Genomic DNA, 17161 nt, shown 5'->3' on the forward strand with positions numbered 1-17161 from the left:
AAATTACATTTTGTCGTGGCAGGTTCTCGCAATGACATCGAGCTGCTGCTCTCTCGTCAGGTCGATGAATTTTACCGCATATCCCGATACACGGATCGTAAAGTTAGCGTACTCCGGTTTCTCAGGATGCTCCATCGCGTCTTTCAGCTTTTCGGTGCCGAAGACATTGACGTTCAAATGATGGGCGCCGCGGCCGAAATATCCGTCAAGAACATGCGCGAGGGTTTCGCTCTGTTCTCCCTCGGTATGCCCAAGCGCGCCCGGGCTGATGGTCTGCGTATTGGAAATGCCGTCGAGCGCATACTCGTAAGGCAGCTTTGCGACGGAGTTCAGGGAAGCGAGAAGCCCGTTCTTTTCCGCGCCGTAGGACGGGTTCGCGCCCGGCGCCAGCGGCGTCCACGCCTGTCTTCCGTCCGGAAGCGTGCCGGTGTTCTTGCCGTACACAACATTGGAGGTAATCGTAAGAATCGATGTCGTAGGCTCCGAATCACGATAGGTGTGGTATTTGGTCAGCTTCTTCATGAAGGTCTTCAAAAGCCATACGGCAATGTCGTCCGCGCGGTCGTCGTCGTTTCCGTAACGCGGGAAGTCGCCTTCGATCTGAAAGTCCACAGCCACGCTGTTCTCGTTGCGCACGGGAGTTACCTTCGCGTATTTGATGGCGGACAGGGAATCGACCACATGGGAGAAACCCGCAATGCCGGTTGCGAAGGTTCTTCTGACGTCGGTATCGATCAGCGCCATCTCCGCCGCTTCGTAGTAATACTTGTCATGCATATACTGAATCAGGTTCAGGACATTCACATAAAGCCCCGCAAGCCAATCCATCATGACGTCGTACTTCGCCATCACGTCCTCATAATCGAGGACCGCCGAGGTGACGGACTTGTAAGCGGGTCCCACCTGCATGCCGCTCTTTTCATCCACGCCGCCGTTAATGGCGTACAGCAGGCACTTGGCAAGGTTTGCGCGCGCGCCGAAGAACTGCATTTCCTTACCGGTCTGTGTCGCGGATACGCAGCAGCAGATGCTGTAGTCGTCTCCCCAGATCGGGCGCATCACATCGTCGTTTTCATATTGGATGGAGCTTGTCTTTACGGAAATGTAAGCCGCGTATTTCTTATAGTTTTCCGGCAGCTTGGAGGAATAAAGAACGGTCAGGTTCGGTTCCGGCGCGGGCCCCATATTTTCCAGCGTATGCAGGAACCGGTAATCGTTTTTGGTCACCATGTGGCGGCCGTCCATTCCAAGCCCCGCCGTTTCCAGCGTAGCCCAGACGGGGTCCCCGGAGAACAGCTGATTGTAAGAGGGGATGCGGGCGAACTTCACCATTCTGAGCTTTAACACCAGATGGTCGATCAGCTCCTGCGCCTCCGCCTCGGTCAGCGTTTCTTCCTCCAGATCGCGATGGATATAGATGTCAAGGAAGGTGGACACGCGGCCGACGCTCATCGCCGCGCCGTTCTGGCTCCTGATCGCCGCCAGATACCCGAAGTACAGCCACTGGACGGCTTCTTTCGCGTTACCGGCCGGCTTTGAAATATCGAAGCCGTAGGCCGCCGCCATTTCCTTCATGTCCTTTAATGCCCTGATCTGGTCGGAGAGTTCCTCTCTCTGGCGGATGATGTCGTCCGTCATGATACCGGACCCGCAGTAAGAAAGATCCTCTTTCTTCTTTTCAATCAGGTGATCGATGCCGTAAAGGGCGACGCGGCGGTAGTCGCCGACGATGCGCCCGCGTCCGTAGGTATCCGGAAGCCCTGTGATGATTTTATTGTGGCGGGCCTTTTTCATTTCAGGCGTGTACGCGTCGAAAACCGCCTGATTGTGCGTCTTATGGTAATCCGTGAAAATCTTATGCAGCTCGGGAGCGGGTGTATAGCCGTAGGTGGTGCAGGCTTCCTCCGCCATCTTGATGCCGCCGTAGGGCATGAACGCCCTTTTCAGGGGTTTGTCCGTCTGCAGTCCCACGACCCTCTCAAGGCTCTTATCCCCGCTGTCGATGTAGGCCGCCCCGTAAGCGGTGATGCCGGAGACGACCTTTGTCTCCATATCCAGCACCCCATTGTTCGCTCTTTCCTGCTTCTGCAGCTCCTGTACCTTTCCCCAAAGCTTGTTCGTCGCATCCGTCGGTTCTGCCAGAAAACTCTGGTCCCCGTCATATTGCGTGTAATTGTCCTGAATGAAATCCCTCACATTGACGTCGTCCGTCCAATGCGAACCTTTGAAGCCTCTCCATTCCTGCTTCATAGCACTACTCCTTTCTTGTGATAGCATGCAGCTTTCTTCTGCAGTTCTGACTATAGTTTAGCTGATCTGTTCTGCCGATTCCTTGATTGTAATCAATAATACAGCATTTCATGTTGCCGGGTTCCTCCGCTCGCAGCACAGCGTTTCCCTGCGCGGCCCGCTTTCCCCGCGAAGAATCCGTTCGGCATTTTTCACGCGCTCCGCGCCGGGCGACTTTACCCCTTCCAGAGAATATGGAATGCCAAGCTCTTTCCATTTGTATTGACCCATGGCATGGTAAGGAAGCACCTCGATCTTCTCCACATTTTTAAGCGCGGCGATGAACTCCCGTGTTCTGTGCAGATAACCGTCGTCGTCCGTAATCCCCGGAACAAGCACATACCGGATCCAGACAGGCTTGCCGATATCGGACAGATAGCGGAACATATCCAGAATATTTTCGTTCGGCTGTCCCGTCAGCTTTCGATGCTCCATGGGGTCGATATGCTTGATATCCATTAAAAGAAGATCCGTGTAACGCATCAGCTCCCGGAATTTTGAAAAAAACGGTTCCTCCCTCGTAAAAGGCTGTCCCGCCGTATCGATCGCGGTATGGATTCCGCGCGCTTTGGCCTTCTGAAACAGCTCGAGAAGAAAATCGATCTGCAAAAGGGGTTCCCCCCCGCTGACGGTAATCCCGCCTTCCTTTCCCCAATAGCTGCGGTACCGCTCCGCCTGATCCAGCAGCTCGTCCGCCGTGCGCAGGTCGTTGGAACGGGGGTCCCACGTATCGACGTTGTGGCAATAGCGGCAGCGCATCATGCATCCCTTTAAAAAGATAAGAAAGCGGACTCCCGGACCGTCGACGGAACCGAAGGATTCTGTGGAATGGATTGCTCCTCTGATCATATGCCTCTTCCTTTCTGGTGCTTTCAGTATACTCCCGCTTCTGCTCTTTTTCTTTGATCAGAATCAAGTTTTCAACGAGTGGATTTCTTAATTATGAACCCGGCTTTCGTCATGATACTCCCTCCCGCCATAGGCGGGAGGGAGTATCAAAAAATATCCGCGTTTTTCTGCGGAAGATCCGTATCAGGCAGTAGGATATACTCAAAAAAGGGAGGGCCTGCCGCCTGCAATTCACAGGCAACAAGCCCTCTCCGCCGCTTCATGAAAATATCCGCCTGAGTTTTTGGGGGTCACTTCTCCGGCTGGCTGGCTTCATAAATTTTCTTCAGTCCGCTGCGGTCCGTGACCAGGATCTTCCCCTGGCCGAGCCTTTGAATGAAACCATCCTTTTCAAACCGGCTCAGGTTCCTGCTGACCGTCTCCGGGCGCAGCCCAATGCTGGCGGCGATATCCTCCAGCTTCAGCTTGATCTCCGGTCCGACGCACCGGATATCCCTGTCCAGCAGAAATCCCGCCAGGCGTACTTTCGGGTCACGGATGGAAAGCAGCAGCGCCTTTTCATTGGCGTCCTTTAACCGGAGGGAGAGAAGGGAAATCAGGTTCATCGCAATCCCCGGGCGATCGGCGAGAAGCTGTATAAATTCACTTTTTCTGATCTCGCACAGCTCCACCTTTGACAGGCACACCGCCGAATAGGGAAAAACGGCATTTTCGAGGAAAAGATTTTCCCATACGGCGTCTCCGTCGTGAATGATATCAAGGATGTATTCGTTTCCATCCGCGTCATATTTACAGAGCTTAATCCTTCCTTTCCGGATGATCAGGACAGAGTCCACTTGCTCGCCTACCCTGAACAGAAAACTGCCCTTTGCTTTGGTCGTCTGTATGGAGTGTTCCGTAAGGTTTTTTTGCAGGTCTTTCGGAAGCGTACTGAACAAGGGAATCGCCATCGTGCACAAAAGACCGTTTTTACAGTTTGCGCATCCGGAAAACATTTTTTTATCCCCTTTTTCCATCACAATACCCTCTCCATCCATTTCAATCTCTCAAGTATCTTTTTCTATATTTTATCATAACCCAATCATAAGGGAAAGAAAAAAGTCGGGCATGGTCAACGAATCTCCCGGATGCCGGCCAGTATCCTTTTTGTCAGAAGAACCAAAACAAGGACGGCAACGGAAACGAGCGCGGTAAAGCCCCCCGGAGCCACATTCAGGTAAAAAGAGACAAACAGCCCCAGCATAATATCGATCACACTGAAAAGAATGGAAAACAGCAGGGTCGCTTTAAACCCTTTTCCCAGCTGCAGAGCGGTAGCGACCGGAAGCGCGATCATGGAGCTGAGCACTAAAACGCCCACAATCCGGATGGAAACGGAGATTGCGGAGGCCACAAGGATCGAAAACACATAGTTGATCAGCTTCACCCTTACCCCCGCAACTTTTGCGGCTTCCTCGTCGTATGCGATGTAAAGCATCTGATGATACAAAAAAACAAGGGCCAGAACAGAAATGACGCTGAGCACGACCACCATGATCATATCGAACCGGGTAACGGTAAGAATACTGCCGAACATGAAGGAATCCGCGTTGGCATGGAGCTTTCCGGAACTGATGATGGTGATAGCGGTACCTACGCTTAGCGCAAGCACAATGCTCAGAATCAAATCCGTGTATTTTTTAAAATAGGTTCTGAGAAATTCGATCAGGGCGCCGCAAATGGAAGTAAAGACAAACGCTCCCAGAACGGGATTCTGGTTCAGCATCAGCCCGATCGTAATCCCGGCCAGGGAAGCATGGGACAAGGTGTCCCCGATCATGGAATATCGCCGAAGGACCAGAAAAATTCCGATACAGGGACATAAAACGGAAATAAACACCGAAACAAACAATGCGTTTTGCATAAAACTATAATTCAACATCTGCATCACCCTTATCATTTCTCTTTAAATATTCATCGGCATACTGTTTCGGGGAACAAAGATGCCCCTGACCGTTGACCAGATGGTAAATCAGCGTGGAATTGGAAACCGCGGCGTCCAGATTATGCTCTACCGAAACAATCGTTATTTGATTTTCCCGGTTCATCTTCCTCAGAAAGCCATAGATCTCTTTTTGGCTGCCAATGTCGACTCCGGTGGAAGGCTCGTCCAGAATCAGTAAATCGGGATCGCCTGTCAAAGCTCTGGCAATCAGGATTTTCTGGGTTTGTCCGCCGGACAGCGTCCCCATTAAAGCGCCGGAAAACTCGGACATCCCGACTTTCTCAAGATTTTCCGCAAGGATGCCCTTATTTTTTATTTTCAAAAGCTTACGATAGGAATTTAACATCTCATAAACGGTAATAGGAAAATTGGAGTTTGAAAAATCATTTTTCTGCGGCACATATCCAATCCTCCTGGCTTCTGAGGCAATGGTTCCTTCCGTCGGTTTTATGAATTTTAAAATCAGCCGCATCAGCGTGCTTTTACCGGAACCGTTTTCCCCTACTACGGAAACATATTCCCCCCGCCGTATATCCAGGTCGATCCCCCTAAGGACATAGGGCGCGGTCCCCGTATACGAAAAAGATAAGTTTTCTGCTTTGATCATAAAAATCCCCTTATTCCATATTCAGCTTATCAACTGAAATTTCTATCAAATATTTTAAATGAATCGCTTGACAAGGATTCCCTTCCGGATTATATTATAAATACAAATGAGTCGCATTTGCAAGTAATTATTTTTTGGAGGTAAAAAAATGTTTAAACGGTATACGGCGCTCCTGCTAAGTGCAGCAGCCGTTATGAGCGTGGGCCTTTCGGCGTGCGGAAGCAACAATCCGGCGAGCGCGGAGGCGTCCGGCGCGGCCCCGGCTTCCAGTACGGCAGCGGAAGAAAGCAAGGGCCCGGACAGCAAGATAAAGGTTTCGGTAACTTTTAACGCTATGAAAGAGTTTACGGAAGCGGTAGGCAAAGACAAGGTGGATGTCGCCACGATTATCCCGGACGGAACAGAGCCGCACGATTTCGAACCGAAAGCACAGGACCTTGTCGCCCTCAGCACGGCACAGGTTTTTGTGTACAGCGGATTGGGCATGGAGGCCTGGGCGGAGGATGCGGTCAAATCCGCGAACAGTCCGAATTTGATCACCGTGGAAGCCTCGAAGGGCGCGGATCCGATCAAAAACACGGATCCGGAAGAAATTGAGGAACACGGACAGTACGATCCCCATATTTGGCTGAGCCTGAAGGGCGCTGAAATTGAAGTGAAAAATATCAAAGACGCGCTGGTCAAAGCCGACGGAGCCAACCAACAATATTATGAGAAAAATTGTGACGATTTTGTTTCCAAATTGGAAAATCTTTATACAGAATATAATAAAAAATTCCAATCCGCAGAAAAGAAGAGCTTTGTTACGGGACATGCCGCTTTCGGTTATCTCTGCCGCGATTTCGGGCTGGAGCAAAACAGCGTGGAAGACGTCTTCGCCGAGGGAGAACCCAGCGCGCAGCAGCTGACGGAGCTTGTCAAATACTGCAAAGATAACAAGGTAACGACCATTTTCGCCGAGGAAATGGCAAGCCCGGACGTTTCAAAAACGTTGGCCAAGGAAGTCGGGGCGAATGTCGAAACCATTTATACCATTGAGGGCGGTGAAGACAGCAAAACGTATCTGGAGCGGGTCGAAAGCAATCTGAGTAAAATCTACGCGAGTCTGGAAAGCAAAGCCTGACGAAGGGTTGTCCCCGGCTGCGCAGGCATACACTGCACAGGGAAACGAAATAAAAGCGTAACGCTGAATTTGCCCCCTGCCGCAGGATACTGAGCTGCGGCGGGGGGCAAGTCTATTCCATGCAAAACGAACGCTTTTCTTCTTTACAAATCGTGCTATAATAAAGTTGTCGGCATACCCTCTCCTCCCTCATCGGCGGTTCCTTAGCATTGTTGATCATTTGTGTTTGCCGGATCAATCTGCTGTCATATAACCTATGCGAATCATGATCATTCGCATGAATCAGGAGTGATATTATGGAAAATAAAGCTGATCACCGCGCGGATCTCAGGCAAAAAGGATTAAAAAACACGAAGCGCAGGATGGCTATCCTGGAAATATTGGAAAAACAGACCCAGCCTGTGGCAGCGGAACAAATCTTTATGGAACTGAACCGTTACGACCTTTCGACCAGCATGTCGACGGTTTACAGAGAACTGGACAGTTTAGTGAACAACAATTTAGCTCTCAAAATAAAGATAAATGAAAGCAACAAGGCGCTTTATGAATATAACAGGATGATACACAAGCATTATTTAGTGTGCCTGGGCTGTAAAAAAATGATTTCTCTCGATATGTGCCCCCTGAAGACTTATGAGGAAAAGCTGCAGGAGCAGACCCATTTTATCATTACGGATCACAAGCTGAATATCTACGGTTATTGCCCTGAATGCCAAGCGAAAGGGCTGCCCCGGAAAGCTTGAATTTTTTGTTCCCGATATTGGAACGATAAAAAGCACCGCCTTATCCCACCACAACGGGGAAAGGCGGTGTTTCTATTTTCCCGATCCTGCCGCCGCGGGACTCTGTTTCCCCGGAACAGCCGGGCTGGCGGCTATACGACAATGCAATGCTTTTTTCCGTCGTCCTCCAGCAAGACTCTGTTCCCCCGGATCAACCTGCCGTCCACGGTGATTGCTTCCGTTTTCAGCGTTCCCCTGCTTCTGCTTTCCACCCTGATTTCATAGAGAGATTTCCCATATTTGTATTCAACGGAAAAATCCCCGAAATCCGCGGGTGTCGCCGGATCAATGATCAGCTCGTTCCCCTCTTTCCGGATGCCCAGGAACCAGTTTAACAGCCCCTGATACATCCAGCCTGCGGAACCGGTATACCAGCTCCACCCGCCTCTTCCGGTATAGGGCGGGCTGAGGGAGATATCCGCCGTCATGACATACGGTTCCTTCTCGTACCTGAGCGCGTCCTTTCTGTTTTGCGTAACGTAAATCGGGTTGAGCATGGTAAACAGGGTTTTCGCCATGTTACAGTCGGGCAGCATCGACGCGGCGATCGCCAGCCAAACCGCCGCGTGGGTATACTGGCCCCCGTTTTCCCGTATGCCGGGGATATAATTTTTGATATAACCCGGGTTTTTAACCGTCTTATGAAAGGGGGGCGCCAGAAGCAGGGAAAGAGCTTCCTCCTCCCTTACCAGATAACGCCATGCCGACTGCATCGCCGTTTTCGCGCGTTCCTTTTCCGCTCCCCCGGATATCACGCTCCAGGACTGGCTGATGGAATCGATCCTGCACTCGTCGTTTTCCTTGGAACCGAGCTTCGAGCCGTCGTCGTAAAAGGCCCGAAGATACCACTCCCCGTCCCAGGCGTGCTCTTCAATGCTCTGAAGCAGGCTTTCCCGTTTCCGCTCCAATTCCCGGCCGTAGGCTCCGTCGCCTGTCTGGCCGCACAAAGGAAGGAAATCCCCCAGCACGGTATATAAAAACCACGCCAGCCAGACGCTTTCCCCTTTCCCCTGCGCTCCCACCTCATTCATGCCGTCGTTCCAGTCGCCTCCCCCCATGAGGGGAAGCCCGTGTTCCCCGAAGCGGGTCCGGTCAATGGCTTTTTTGCAATGCTCATAAACGCTTTCGGAACGCCCGGATATTTCGGGAGTAAACATTGCGTCCTGCTGGCCCTCCTGAAGCGCCGGACCCCTGATGTAAGGTACCTGCTCCTTTAAAATCGAGGCGTCTCCGGTACTTCGGACATAGGCGGCGGTGCAGTAAGGCAGCCACAGCAGATCATCGGATATTCTCGTTCTTACCCCGATCCCCATCGGAGGATGCCACCAGTGCTGGACGTCCCCTTCTTCAAACTGCCTGCTGCAGGAAATCAGGATCTGCCCGCGCAGGATACCGGGATCGGCAAAGAGAAGCGAAAGGGAATCCTGCAGCTGGTCCCGGAATCCATAGGCTCCCCCGCACTGATAAAAACCCGCTCTCGCGTGAATGCGGCAGGACAGCGTCTGATAGAGCAGCCAGCCGTTCAATAGGATATCGACCGCCCTGTCCTTCGTCTTCACCCGGACGGTCCCCAACAATCCGTCCCAATAGGCCTTCACCCTGTCAAGCTCTTTTTCGGCGGCGGCGGTGTCCCTGTATTTGTTTTTGATTTCGTATATCCCGTTCAGGCTGCCGCTCTGCCCGAGCCCGAACAGCACCGTCCGGCTCTCCTGCGGCTGGATCGCGACGGATACCTGAATCGCTCCGCAGGGGTCATAGCATACGCCCGTATGGCAGGACAGCTTGACCTGTGCTCCCCGCGGTTCCCGGATGCCGCCCCCCTGCCCCAGAAATTCCTGTCTGTCGCCGGTATAGCCGACGATCGTCTCGCTGGAAAACAGATAGGAATAGAGGTTCGGAAAGTTCATGGTATAGAGGTTCCTTGCGCAGAAACATTCGTGCTCGTTGTCATAAGAGGTCAGAAGATAGGGATTGGTCTGCTCCCTGTCCGTACCCATGACCCATTCCACATAATAGGTCAGGCTCAGATACTTCACTTTATCCGAGCGGTTCGTCAGCTTCAGGCTCCACAGCTTCAGCGACTCCTCCAAAGGGGTAAAAACGGTCAGCTCCTGATCAACGAGCGCTTCCTCATGCAGGAACCTGCTGTATCCGAAGCCATGCCTTACCCGGTAAACGCCCCGATCGGACCTTCCGAGGGACATGGGAGTCATGACCTCGCCGGTGATTTCATCCAAAATATAGATTGCCTCGGAGGCTCTGTCGCTTACGGGATCGTTGGACCAGGGCGTAAGCTTATTTTCCCTGCTGTTGATACTCCAGGTAAAGCCCGCGCCCGATTCCGATATCTGGAATCCGAAGTTCTTGTTTGAGATGACATTGATCCAGGGTGCCGGCGGCCTGTTGTCACCCTCCAGCAGGATTTCATATTCTCTGCCCCCACAGGCAAATGCCCCGAAGCCGTTAAAAAATTCATAATTCTCTGTTTCTTTCTCCTGTGCTGTTGGCGCATATGCTGTGTCCAAAGCCTCTTCCTCCTTAAGGGCAGGGCCTCGAAGGCCTAATATTTCTCAAGTAACTCATACGGATTTTCTTTTACATTGTTAAAATAAATCCCCGCCTTCTCTGAAAATACGACCCGCGCCACCGTATACAGCAGATCGATCTCCGCCGGTTTCATCTCATACGTATGCAGGGTAAAAAAGCTTGGCTTCTCGTTCCCGGAATCATAAATCCGAAGAGAGCTTGTCATATCGTTGATTAATTCATCCACCTCCTGAAGATAGCCGTGCTTGGAATCGATCAGGATAACCAGGTCCACCGCAACACGGTTGATTTTCAGGTATTCGTAAGCCTTTAACACATCCTTCACGGTTCTTTCCTCCGTGATGGACCGAACCGTCAAAAGCAGGATGGGATGATCGCCGGATACGCCGAATTTCCACAAGAAGCTCTGGTTCATAAAGTTCCGTCTTATATTTTCATGCGGCCCCCGGTAAATATCCGCGGGATAGTAGACCGGGCTGACCAGATCCTGAAAGGCGTTCAGCTGGGTTCTGGTAATTTCCAGATACTTTAGCTCCAGGTTCTTTTGAAGCCTGAATTTTTCCAGGATATCGTCGATCCGGTAGCCGACGTTCAATTCCTCCGCTGTTTTGATTGCTTCCTCCTTACTGCCGCACACGCCGGTAATGAAAGAAACGCAGGCGGTTTCCCCCGCTCCTATGCAGAATTGCGCCCTCAGGCTCATAATCGGATCATTGCAAAAGCCCGAATGATTGAAAAAAGCGCTGCTGTTCACCACAGAATCCGGATTTTCCAGAGTATTGTTCCTTCCGATAAAGCGTTTTCTGTCGTTTTCATATTCCAGTTTCTTGCATAGTTTCGTTCCCGTCCTCAGCATGTGCATTACATAAGGATGATCCTCCTCCTGCTTCCGCCGCCTTTTCGCAAGGAAGATTTCCTGCTCTTCCAGATACTCGCTTTCCAGAAAGAGCTTATTGAACGCGGGATGGCTCAGCTCCGCCGGATAGGTGTCGTCCACCAACTCCAGATAACTGGTCACTTCCAGCCGCTTTTCCCGGTTTCCGTGATTGGTAAGGATAACCTTGCGTATCTCAAAGTCATGGTCCGCGTCCAGGCTGACGATCATGTCCGACGAGATATCCCCGTCCCTGCGTTTAAATTCCGCCTGGTGCGGGCAGAAAACCACCTGGTAATCCTCTGGCTCCGTTCTGGTGGGATGATAAGCGGCGCTCCAGAGCTTTCCCCGTTCCATGTCCTTAATATAGATATAATTGCCTGTATTCCCGTAAATATCCGATCGCCAGCGGTAAAGCATCCGGTCCTCATATTTGCTGAAGCCGTCGCCGTCCGAAGTGATCATCAGGGAATACTTGCCGTTTGACAGATAATCCACGACCGGCGAATTCACGCCCGTACGGTTGACATACCGGTTGCTGTAGCTGTCTTCTTTGAAAAGGGACTTCCCGATTCTGACCGTATATCCCTGCCGGGCAATCGAAATCAGATAGGACTGGCGTTTTTCCTCGAGAAGGACTTCCGAGGCCTTGATCATCATCTCCGCATGGAACCGCTCCCGGAGGACGCCCTCATTCAGATAATTATTAATGGCGGCCAGATTCATCCCCTGATGATGCGCCATATAGGATTTTACAATGCAGTAAGGCGTCAGCTCCACAGAATTCGGCAGGTTAAAATCAACCGACTCATAAAAGCCGTAATCGCCGAAGGCGCCCAATTCCTTCAGCCGCTTCAAATTTTCCACGCATTCCTCTTCCGCGATATCCAGCGCCAGCATCGTTGCGTAGGGAGCGACCACAAGGGAATTCCTGCGGACCGGCTGGAGCCTGATCTTCGGGACCCCGAAGGCTTTGTACTGGTAATTTGAGTTCAGGTCAAAGCGGTAATACTGGGATTCCGATATTCCCCAGGGTATCCCCGCCTCCCTCGCGTACTGGATCTGCTGAAGCACCGCCGCCCTGGAAGTCTGTTCGTAAACCGAGCCCTCATATTCCCTGAACACCAGGTTCGGCATCAGATATTCAAACATCGTGCCGCTCCAGGATACGAAGCACGGAATGCCCTCGACCATGGTCAGGGGCCTTCCCAGTTTATACCAATGCTTTAACGGCACCTGGCCCATGGAGATTGCAAGAAGACTTGTAAGCGCCGATTCCGACGCCATCAGGTCGTAACAGCCGTCGTCCAGCGTGTGCGAGGATACATGATACCCGATATGGAACAGCATCCTCTTTTCGTTAAATAAAAAGCGAAAATCAACATTTGCCAAAATGCAGTCTATCTGATTGCAGAGTTCTTTGATCCGACGGATCACGCCATTCGCGAATGGATTCCCCTCCGCCGCGATACGGCAAAGCGCGGGATAAGAAGAAAAGCTCTCTTTTTTCAGCTTTAAGGCCCCGGCTTCATTGACGGTACTGTCAATCAGGTTCATCAGATGTCTGGTCCAGCGGTAATCCGCGGCCGGTCTGAGATCTCTCCCGTTTAAGTCCTCCCAGATATCCGCGATATCTTCGATCAGTTCCCCTATGCTTTGGTACCCGGCCCTGAGCTTATTTCCGGCGGAGTCGCCCGTTCTCAGCAGAATTTCCTCATTGCTGTTCCGGACCGCGATCCTGAGCTCGGACAGAAAGTTGTCCGGATAAACCGGCTTGCCGATCTGCTCTAAAAGGCCGTTTTTCAGCACGACCAGATGCCCCAGGAAATTGCCGCTGTCTACGGTGGAAATATAGGCGGGGCTGAGCACCTCGAGGGATCGGATATGATACCAGTTATAGAGATGCCCCTTCCATTTCGGCATTTTCTGAACCGTATCCATCAGCTTTTCCGCGGCCTCAACCGTGGAGCTCAGCGTTTCAAATCCCAGGTCCCTGGCCGACAGGATCGCCAGAAACTGAAGCCCGATATTGGTCGGCGATGTTTTATCGCTGACTTTTTCGGCTGTTGAAATCTGATAATTATCCGGACAGAGCCAGTTGTTTTCCTTCGTGGAAAACTCCTTGAAAAACAGCCAGGTTCTGCGCGCGGTATCCAGAAGCAGCCCTCTGTCCCGTGCCTTGTCCCTCGGATGAAGCTTGTTTTCCGGCTGACTGATCCGGTACGCGATTTCAAAGGCAATGCTCCAGTCGGCAATGACGATCGCCGTCAGGATCATTCCCGCGGGGCTCAAAGATCCCATAAATAAAAGAAGCGCAAGCGCAAACGCCGGAAGAAAAGAACTCCACATGGTAAGAAAATACCCTTTTCTCGTATTGACAATGGAGGCGTCCACCGCTTCCGCCGTATTCCAGCGAAGCAGATTCTTTTTGCTGATGAAGAGCCGATACAGCGTTCTGACAATGGCGTCGCATGCGATATACGCCCGGTAGGGCGTGATCGTGAATTCCAGCAACGCCCTTTCCAGCATCACGGCAAGTTCCTTTAAAAAGCTTTTATAAATAACGGCGAGCTTCGGCCGGACCAGCTTCTGAGCGATCACCGAAAGCAGCAGAATCACCGTGGAAAACAGGTCGTTAAAGAAAACCAGGGGCAGCCAAAGATAATATGCCTGCGGCATCCATGCCAGATTCAAGAGCAGAAGCAGAGTCTTGCTCAGCGGAACCAGACTTCTTCTCAGGTTGTCAAAGATTTTCCATTTTGACAGGGCGCATAAGCTTTCCCCGTCCGCGGCCTTTTTCATAAACAGCCAGGGCAGCAGCTGCCAGTCTCCGCGCAGCCACCGGTGTTCCCTTTTGGTAAAGGACAAAACACTGTTTGGAAAGCTGTCCATGATCTTGGCCGCGCTGGAAAAAGCTGTCCGCGCGTAGCAGCTCTCAAAAAGGTCGTGACTCAGAATCCGGTTTTCCGGCACCTTATTTTGAAGCACCTTGTGGAAGGCTTTGATGTCATAGATGCCCTTTCCGGTATAGATTCCTTCGTTGAAAATATCCTGGTAGATATCCGAGATCACGGTTCCGTAATGGGCGAGGCCCGATTCTCCCCCGAAGATTTTCGTAAACCTGCTGCCGTTCTTGTCCGCGATATGATTCCTTACCGAGGGCTGTATGATGACATAGCCTTCCTCCACCTTTTGATTGGCGAGATCCAGAATCGGTTGATTTAAAGGATGATCGATCAGTCCGACCAGTTTCGCGGCGTTGTCGCGGATCAGATTGGTGTCCGCATCCAGTGTAATCACATACCGGAAGGTGGTAAGCAGCTTCTGGTCGCAGTAAACGGAGGAGAAGGTGGTGTTTTCTTTTTCCACTCCATTTAAAAGGTTATTGAATTCTTCCAGCTTTCCCCGCTTACGCTCCCAGCCCATATAACAGTTCTCCGCCTGATTCCATTTGCGGCAGCGGAAGAACAGGGAAAACCGCGGGTACTCCGACGGATAGAGCTCGTTCAGCTCCTTCCTGCGCGCGGCAAGAGCGTTTTCAATCACCTCGTCCTTCGGCAGGAACGGGTCCTGAGAATCCTCAAAATCGAGCAGCAGCGCAAAGAAAAGGTTCGGCTGCCGGTTTGCCAGATAATGCTTTTGAAGACGGTCCATGTACTCCAGGCCCTGTTCCTTCGAGGAAACGATGACCGGCATGACCACAAAGGTCCTGGCTTCCTCCGGTATTTCCTCCAGATAGTTCAGAGAAGGAATCTTCTTGACCATGATTCTTCTGGTAAATATAAAATTGGTAATCTCCAGGGAAATACCCGCCAGCAACGGAAAGGCCGCCAGAAGGGCGATCAGGTACCGGCCGGTACCCCGCAGCCCGCCAAGGGCCCCGAAAGCACGGAACAGGCAGGCGCTCAGCCCAAGAGTGATCAGGGACAGGGCAAGGAAATAAAGGAAGCCCTTTACGTTCATCCTTTTTCTGATTCTTTTGGGGATCGGTTTTCCCAATACCTTCGCTTTCAGAATCGGATAGCCTTTGCCCAAAAGATAGGCCCCCACATGATGAGAGCAATGCAGGTCCTCCCTCCCCTGAACCGCCAGTTCCAGGCAGTCCCTGGCTATCTTTTCTTCCATCAGACGATAGCGGAGCGATAATTTCACAATGACTCCACGGTACATGCCCCTGGATTCCAAATCCATCCTTTGATAGACGCCGTCCGGGTCCTGTGATAAAATCCGATCCAGGCAGGAATATTCCTCAAAGAATTTCTCCTCGTCCACTTCATTGATATCCCTCAGGCTGACAATCAGCGTCCGGATATTGGTCTCAAGAAACGATTCGATCTTTCCTTCTTCCAGAAAGATGCCGGAGGTCTTCACCTGTTTTCCCGGAGAAGACAAATGATACTCCAGATAGCTTTGGATGGAAGCCTCGTCAAAGGACATATTTTTCAGCAGATAGATGACATGGGCATGGAACGAGCAGTTCCGCTTTAAGGAATCCTCTTCTATTTTGCACAGCAGTGCCGACAGGTCGGCCGGCCCCTGCCGATCCGCCAGCCTGTCCCGCAGAAATTTTTCCGCCTTCGACTTCACGTCAATCATCCGAAGAATTTCATCCGCGGCTGCGATGATCTCTTCCAGAAGGCAAAAGCCCAGCACTTCCGGTAAAACCCAGATTTCCTTGTCCGTAAGCGATATTTTCCGCTGATATGCCTTCAGCATTACGGAAATATTTTCTTCACTCAGGTGTCCGCCGGAAAGAGTCACCATCTTTTTCGCCACAACATAAACACGGGGAAAGTTACGGTATTCCTTCCCTTTCAGGACCGGCAGTACGGCATAGTCCGTTCCCGAGGTACGTACTTTTTTGATTTCCCGGTACAGCATCTGGAAATTGTCAAAGAGCCAGCGCGCCGCCGGAATCAGGGAAATCATATCGGCGGATACGGCGGAGATGCTGTCTCTGATTTTATTGAGTTCCTTATAGGCGGCCTGATTATAATCATTCAGAACAAAGCTATATCCGGTCAGTCTGACCTGACTGTGGCTTTCCGCCAGATCAAGCATCTGCTTTTCCCACTCGCCCGGACCCGGTTTCTCTCCTTCTCCCGGGGAACAAACCGAAAAATTCACTTTCCTGCCAAAATGGTTCAGTCTGCGGTACAGCAGGAACAGAACCAAACAGACCAGTGAAATCAGGATCGGTAAAACAACCGGCAGAAAGGGGGAATCTATATAAAAGTCAATTTTTTTCAATACGATCTGCAATGGAAGCTCCTCCTTATTTAAGAGACCCTTCGGATAGGACAGGATCTCTTTACGGATAGTTTGTCTGTTTTTCCATAAAAAATAGCCATTCATTGCATATTTTGGATACGAAATCCGCCAATCATAAGCGGGGCCCTGACGGCGCTTTGAAAAAAAAGAGCATCCCCGTTGTGCAGGGATGCTCTTTTCGCTGTCGGTACGATGGTCTCCGCTGTAATGCAGAGGTTCTTTTAAAAAGCTGCGATATGCCTATAAAGTTTTATCTTAAAAATTCCTTCAGATAGATGGGCAAAAGGCTCTGGCTGTTGTCTGTCAGGCTGTAAACGCCGCCCGCCACACACCAGTTGTAGATCATTCCTCTTTCCAGAGAGGCATATATTTCCGCCATGCTTTGTACGGAATCCGAATTTTTAAATTCCCCGCTCTTCCGTCCTTCCCGAAGGATGCGCGTAATCAGCTTAAAGTAGAGCCGTTCCTCATTAAACAGGCTCTTTTTCTTTTTTTCAACATCCTGCGTGTAAAGAAACACAACCAGGTTAAAGGGCACCTGTGTTTCAATCAGCCGGAACAGCTCCCTGTTCAGATAAAGCAGCTGCTCGTAATGGTTTAGCCGGGGGTTCATTTCCAGCATCAGCTCCGCGTATTTCTGATCGAAAAAATCCCCAAGCGTATCCAGCAGATCCTCCTTCTTTTCAAAAACGCGGTGGAATTCGTCGGCGGATACGCCGGCCAGCCCGATCACATCGGCCGTACGGGTCTCCGGGAAGCCCTTTTCCCGGAACAGCTTCCACGCCGCCCGGACGATCCTGGTCCGGATGCTTTCCGGCTCCGCCTTTTTCACGCT

General features: G+C 51.3%; 11 protein-coding genes. 3 read left to right on the plus strand and 8 right to left on the minus strand.

The features are described from left to right. Positions 1–3: 3 nt before the first annotated feature. From pflB to ACRQV7_RS12695, 5 genes are all read right to left on the minus strand, one after another. The gene (gene pflB, locus ACRQV7_RS12675) at positions 4–2250 is read right to left on the minus strand and encodes a formate C-acetyltransferase (RefSeq protein ID WP_444658420.1); all 2247 of its coding nucleotides are present in this window, start codon (positions 2248–2250) and stop codon (positions 4–6) included. A 108-nt stretch (positions 2251–2358) separates the two neighbouring features. Then, complete coding sequence (pflA, locus tag ACRQV7_RS12680) at positions 2359–3138, minus strand: pyruvate formate-lyase-activating protein (protein ID WP_275717972.1); 780 nt, start codon at positions 3136–3138, stop codon at positions 2359–2361. Between the two features lie 290 nt (positions 3139–3428). Further along, positions 3429–4175 carry a Crp/Fnr family transcriptional regulator gene (locus ACRQV7_RS12685; RefSeq protein WP_444658421.1) on the minus strand — a complete coding sequence of 249 codons (747 nt, stop codon included), beginning with the start codon at positions 4173–4175 and terminating at the stop codon, positions 3429–3431. Positions 4176–4249: 74 nt separating this feature from the next. After that, positions 4250–5059, minus strand: coding sequence for a metal ABC transporter permease (locus ACRQV7_RS12690; protein WP_275717970.1), 810 nt, complete (start codon positions 5057–5059; stop codon positions 4250–4252). Further along, positions 5046–5729 carry a metal ABC transporter ATP-binding protein gene (locus ACRQV7_RS12695; protein WP_444658422.1) on the minus strand — a complete coding sequence of 228 codons (684 nt, stop codon included), beginning with the start codon at positions 5727–5729 and terminating at the stop codon, positions 5046–5048. The genes ACRQV7_RS12690 and ACRQV7_RS12695 overlap by 14 nt, the downstream gene beginning before the upstream one ends. Before the next feature lie 148 nt (positions 5730–5877). Between ACRQV7_RS12695 and ACRQV7_RS12700 the strand changes: the two genes are divergently transcribed. The 3 genes from ACRQV7_RS12700 (at position 5878) to ACRQV7_RS12710 (ending at position 7595) form a co-directional block, all read left to right on the plus strand. After that, positions 5878–6852, plus strand: a complete 975-nt coding sequence (locus tag ACRQV7_RS12700) for a metal ABC transporter solute-binding protein, Zn/Mn family (RefSeq protein WP_444658423.1) — start codon at positions 5878–5880, stop codon at positions 6850–6852. Further along, positions 6849–6905, plus strand: coding sequence for a 50S ribosomal protein L33 (gene rpmG / locus ACRQV7_RS12705; RefSeq protein WP_444660276.1), 57 nt, complete (start codon positions 6849–6851; stop codon positions 6903–6905). The genes ACRQV7_RS12700 and rpmG overlap by 4 nt, the downstream gene beginning before the upstream one ends. Positions 6906–7148: 243 nt before the next feature. Then, positions 7149–7595 carry a Fur family transcriptional regulator gene (locus ACRQV7_RS12710; protein ID WP_444658424.1) on the plus strand — a complete coding sequence of 149 codons (447 nt, stop codon included), beginning with the start codon at positions 7149–7151 and terminating at the stop codon, positions 7593–7595. Positions 7596–7726: 131 nt separating this feature from the next. Here ACRQV7_RS12710 and ACRQV7_RS12715 read toward each other — a convergent pair whose 3' ends face one another. From ACRQV7_RS12715 to ACRQV7_RS12725, 3 genes are all read right to left on the minus strand, one after another. After that, the gene (locus tag ACRQV7_RS12715; RefSeq protein ID WP_444658425.1) at positions 7727–10159 is read right to left on the minus strand and encodes a GH36-type glycosyl hydrolase domain-containing protein; all 2433 of its coding nucleotides are present in this window, start codon (positions 10157–10159) and stop codon (positions 7727–7729) included. Between the two features lie 35 nt (positions 10160–10194). After that, on the minus strand, positions 10195–16317 hold the full coding sequence (locus ACRQV7_RS12720; RefSeq protein WP_444658426.1) for a glucoamylase family protein: 6123 nt from the start codon (positions 16315–16317) through the stop codon (positions 10195–10197). Positions 16318–16576: 259 nt separating this feature from the next. Beyond that, a complete protein-coding gene (locus tag ACRQV7_RS12725) occupies positions 16577–17158 on the minus strand; it encodes a TetR/AcrR family transcriptional regulator (protein ID WP_275713667.1) in 582 nt (193 codons plus the stop codon). Positions 17159–17161: the final 3 nt, after the last annotated feature.

The sequence above is a fragment of the Caproiciproducens lactatisolvens genome (assembly GCF_052443335.1).
Taxonomy (GTDB): domain Bacteria; phylum Bacillota; class Clostridia; order Oscillospirales; family Acutalibacteraceae; genus Caproiciproducens.

Coding starts and splice junctions, on each gene's coding strand:
- pflB (WP_444658420.1), bottom strand. CDS start 2,250: ATGAAGCAGGAATGGAGAGGCTTCAAAGGTTCGCATTGGACGGACGAC.
- pflA (WP_275717972.1), bottom strand. CDS start 3,138: ATGATCAGAGGAGCAATCCATTCCACAGAATCCTTCGGTTCCGTCGAC.
- ACRQV7_RS12685 (WP_444658421.1), bottom strand. CDS start 4,175: ATGGATGGAGAGGGTATTGTGATGGAAAAAGGGGATAAAAAAATGTTT.
- ACRQV7_RS12690 (WP_275717970.1), bottom strand. CDS start 5,059: ATGTTGAATTATAGTTTTATGCAAAACGCATTGTTTGTTTCGGTGTTT.
- ACRQV7_RS12695 (WP_444658422.1), bottom strand. CDS start 5,729: ATGATCAAAGCAGAAAACTTATCTTTTTCGTATACGGGGACCGCGCCC.
- ACRQV7_RS12700 (WP_444658423.1), top strand. CDS start 5,878: ATGTTTAAACGGTATACGGCGCTCCTGCTAAGTGCAGCAGCCGTTATG.
- ACRQV7_RS12710 (WP_444658424.1), top strand. CDS start 7,149: ATGGAAAATAAAGCTGATCACCGCGCGGATCTCAGGCAAAAAGGATTA.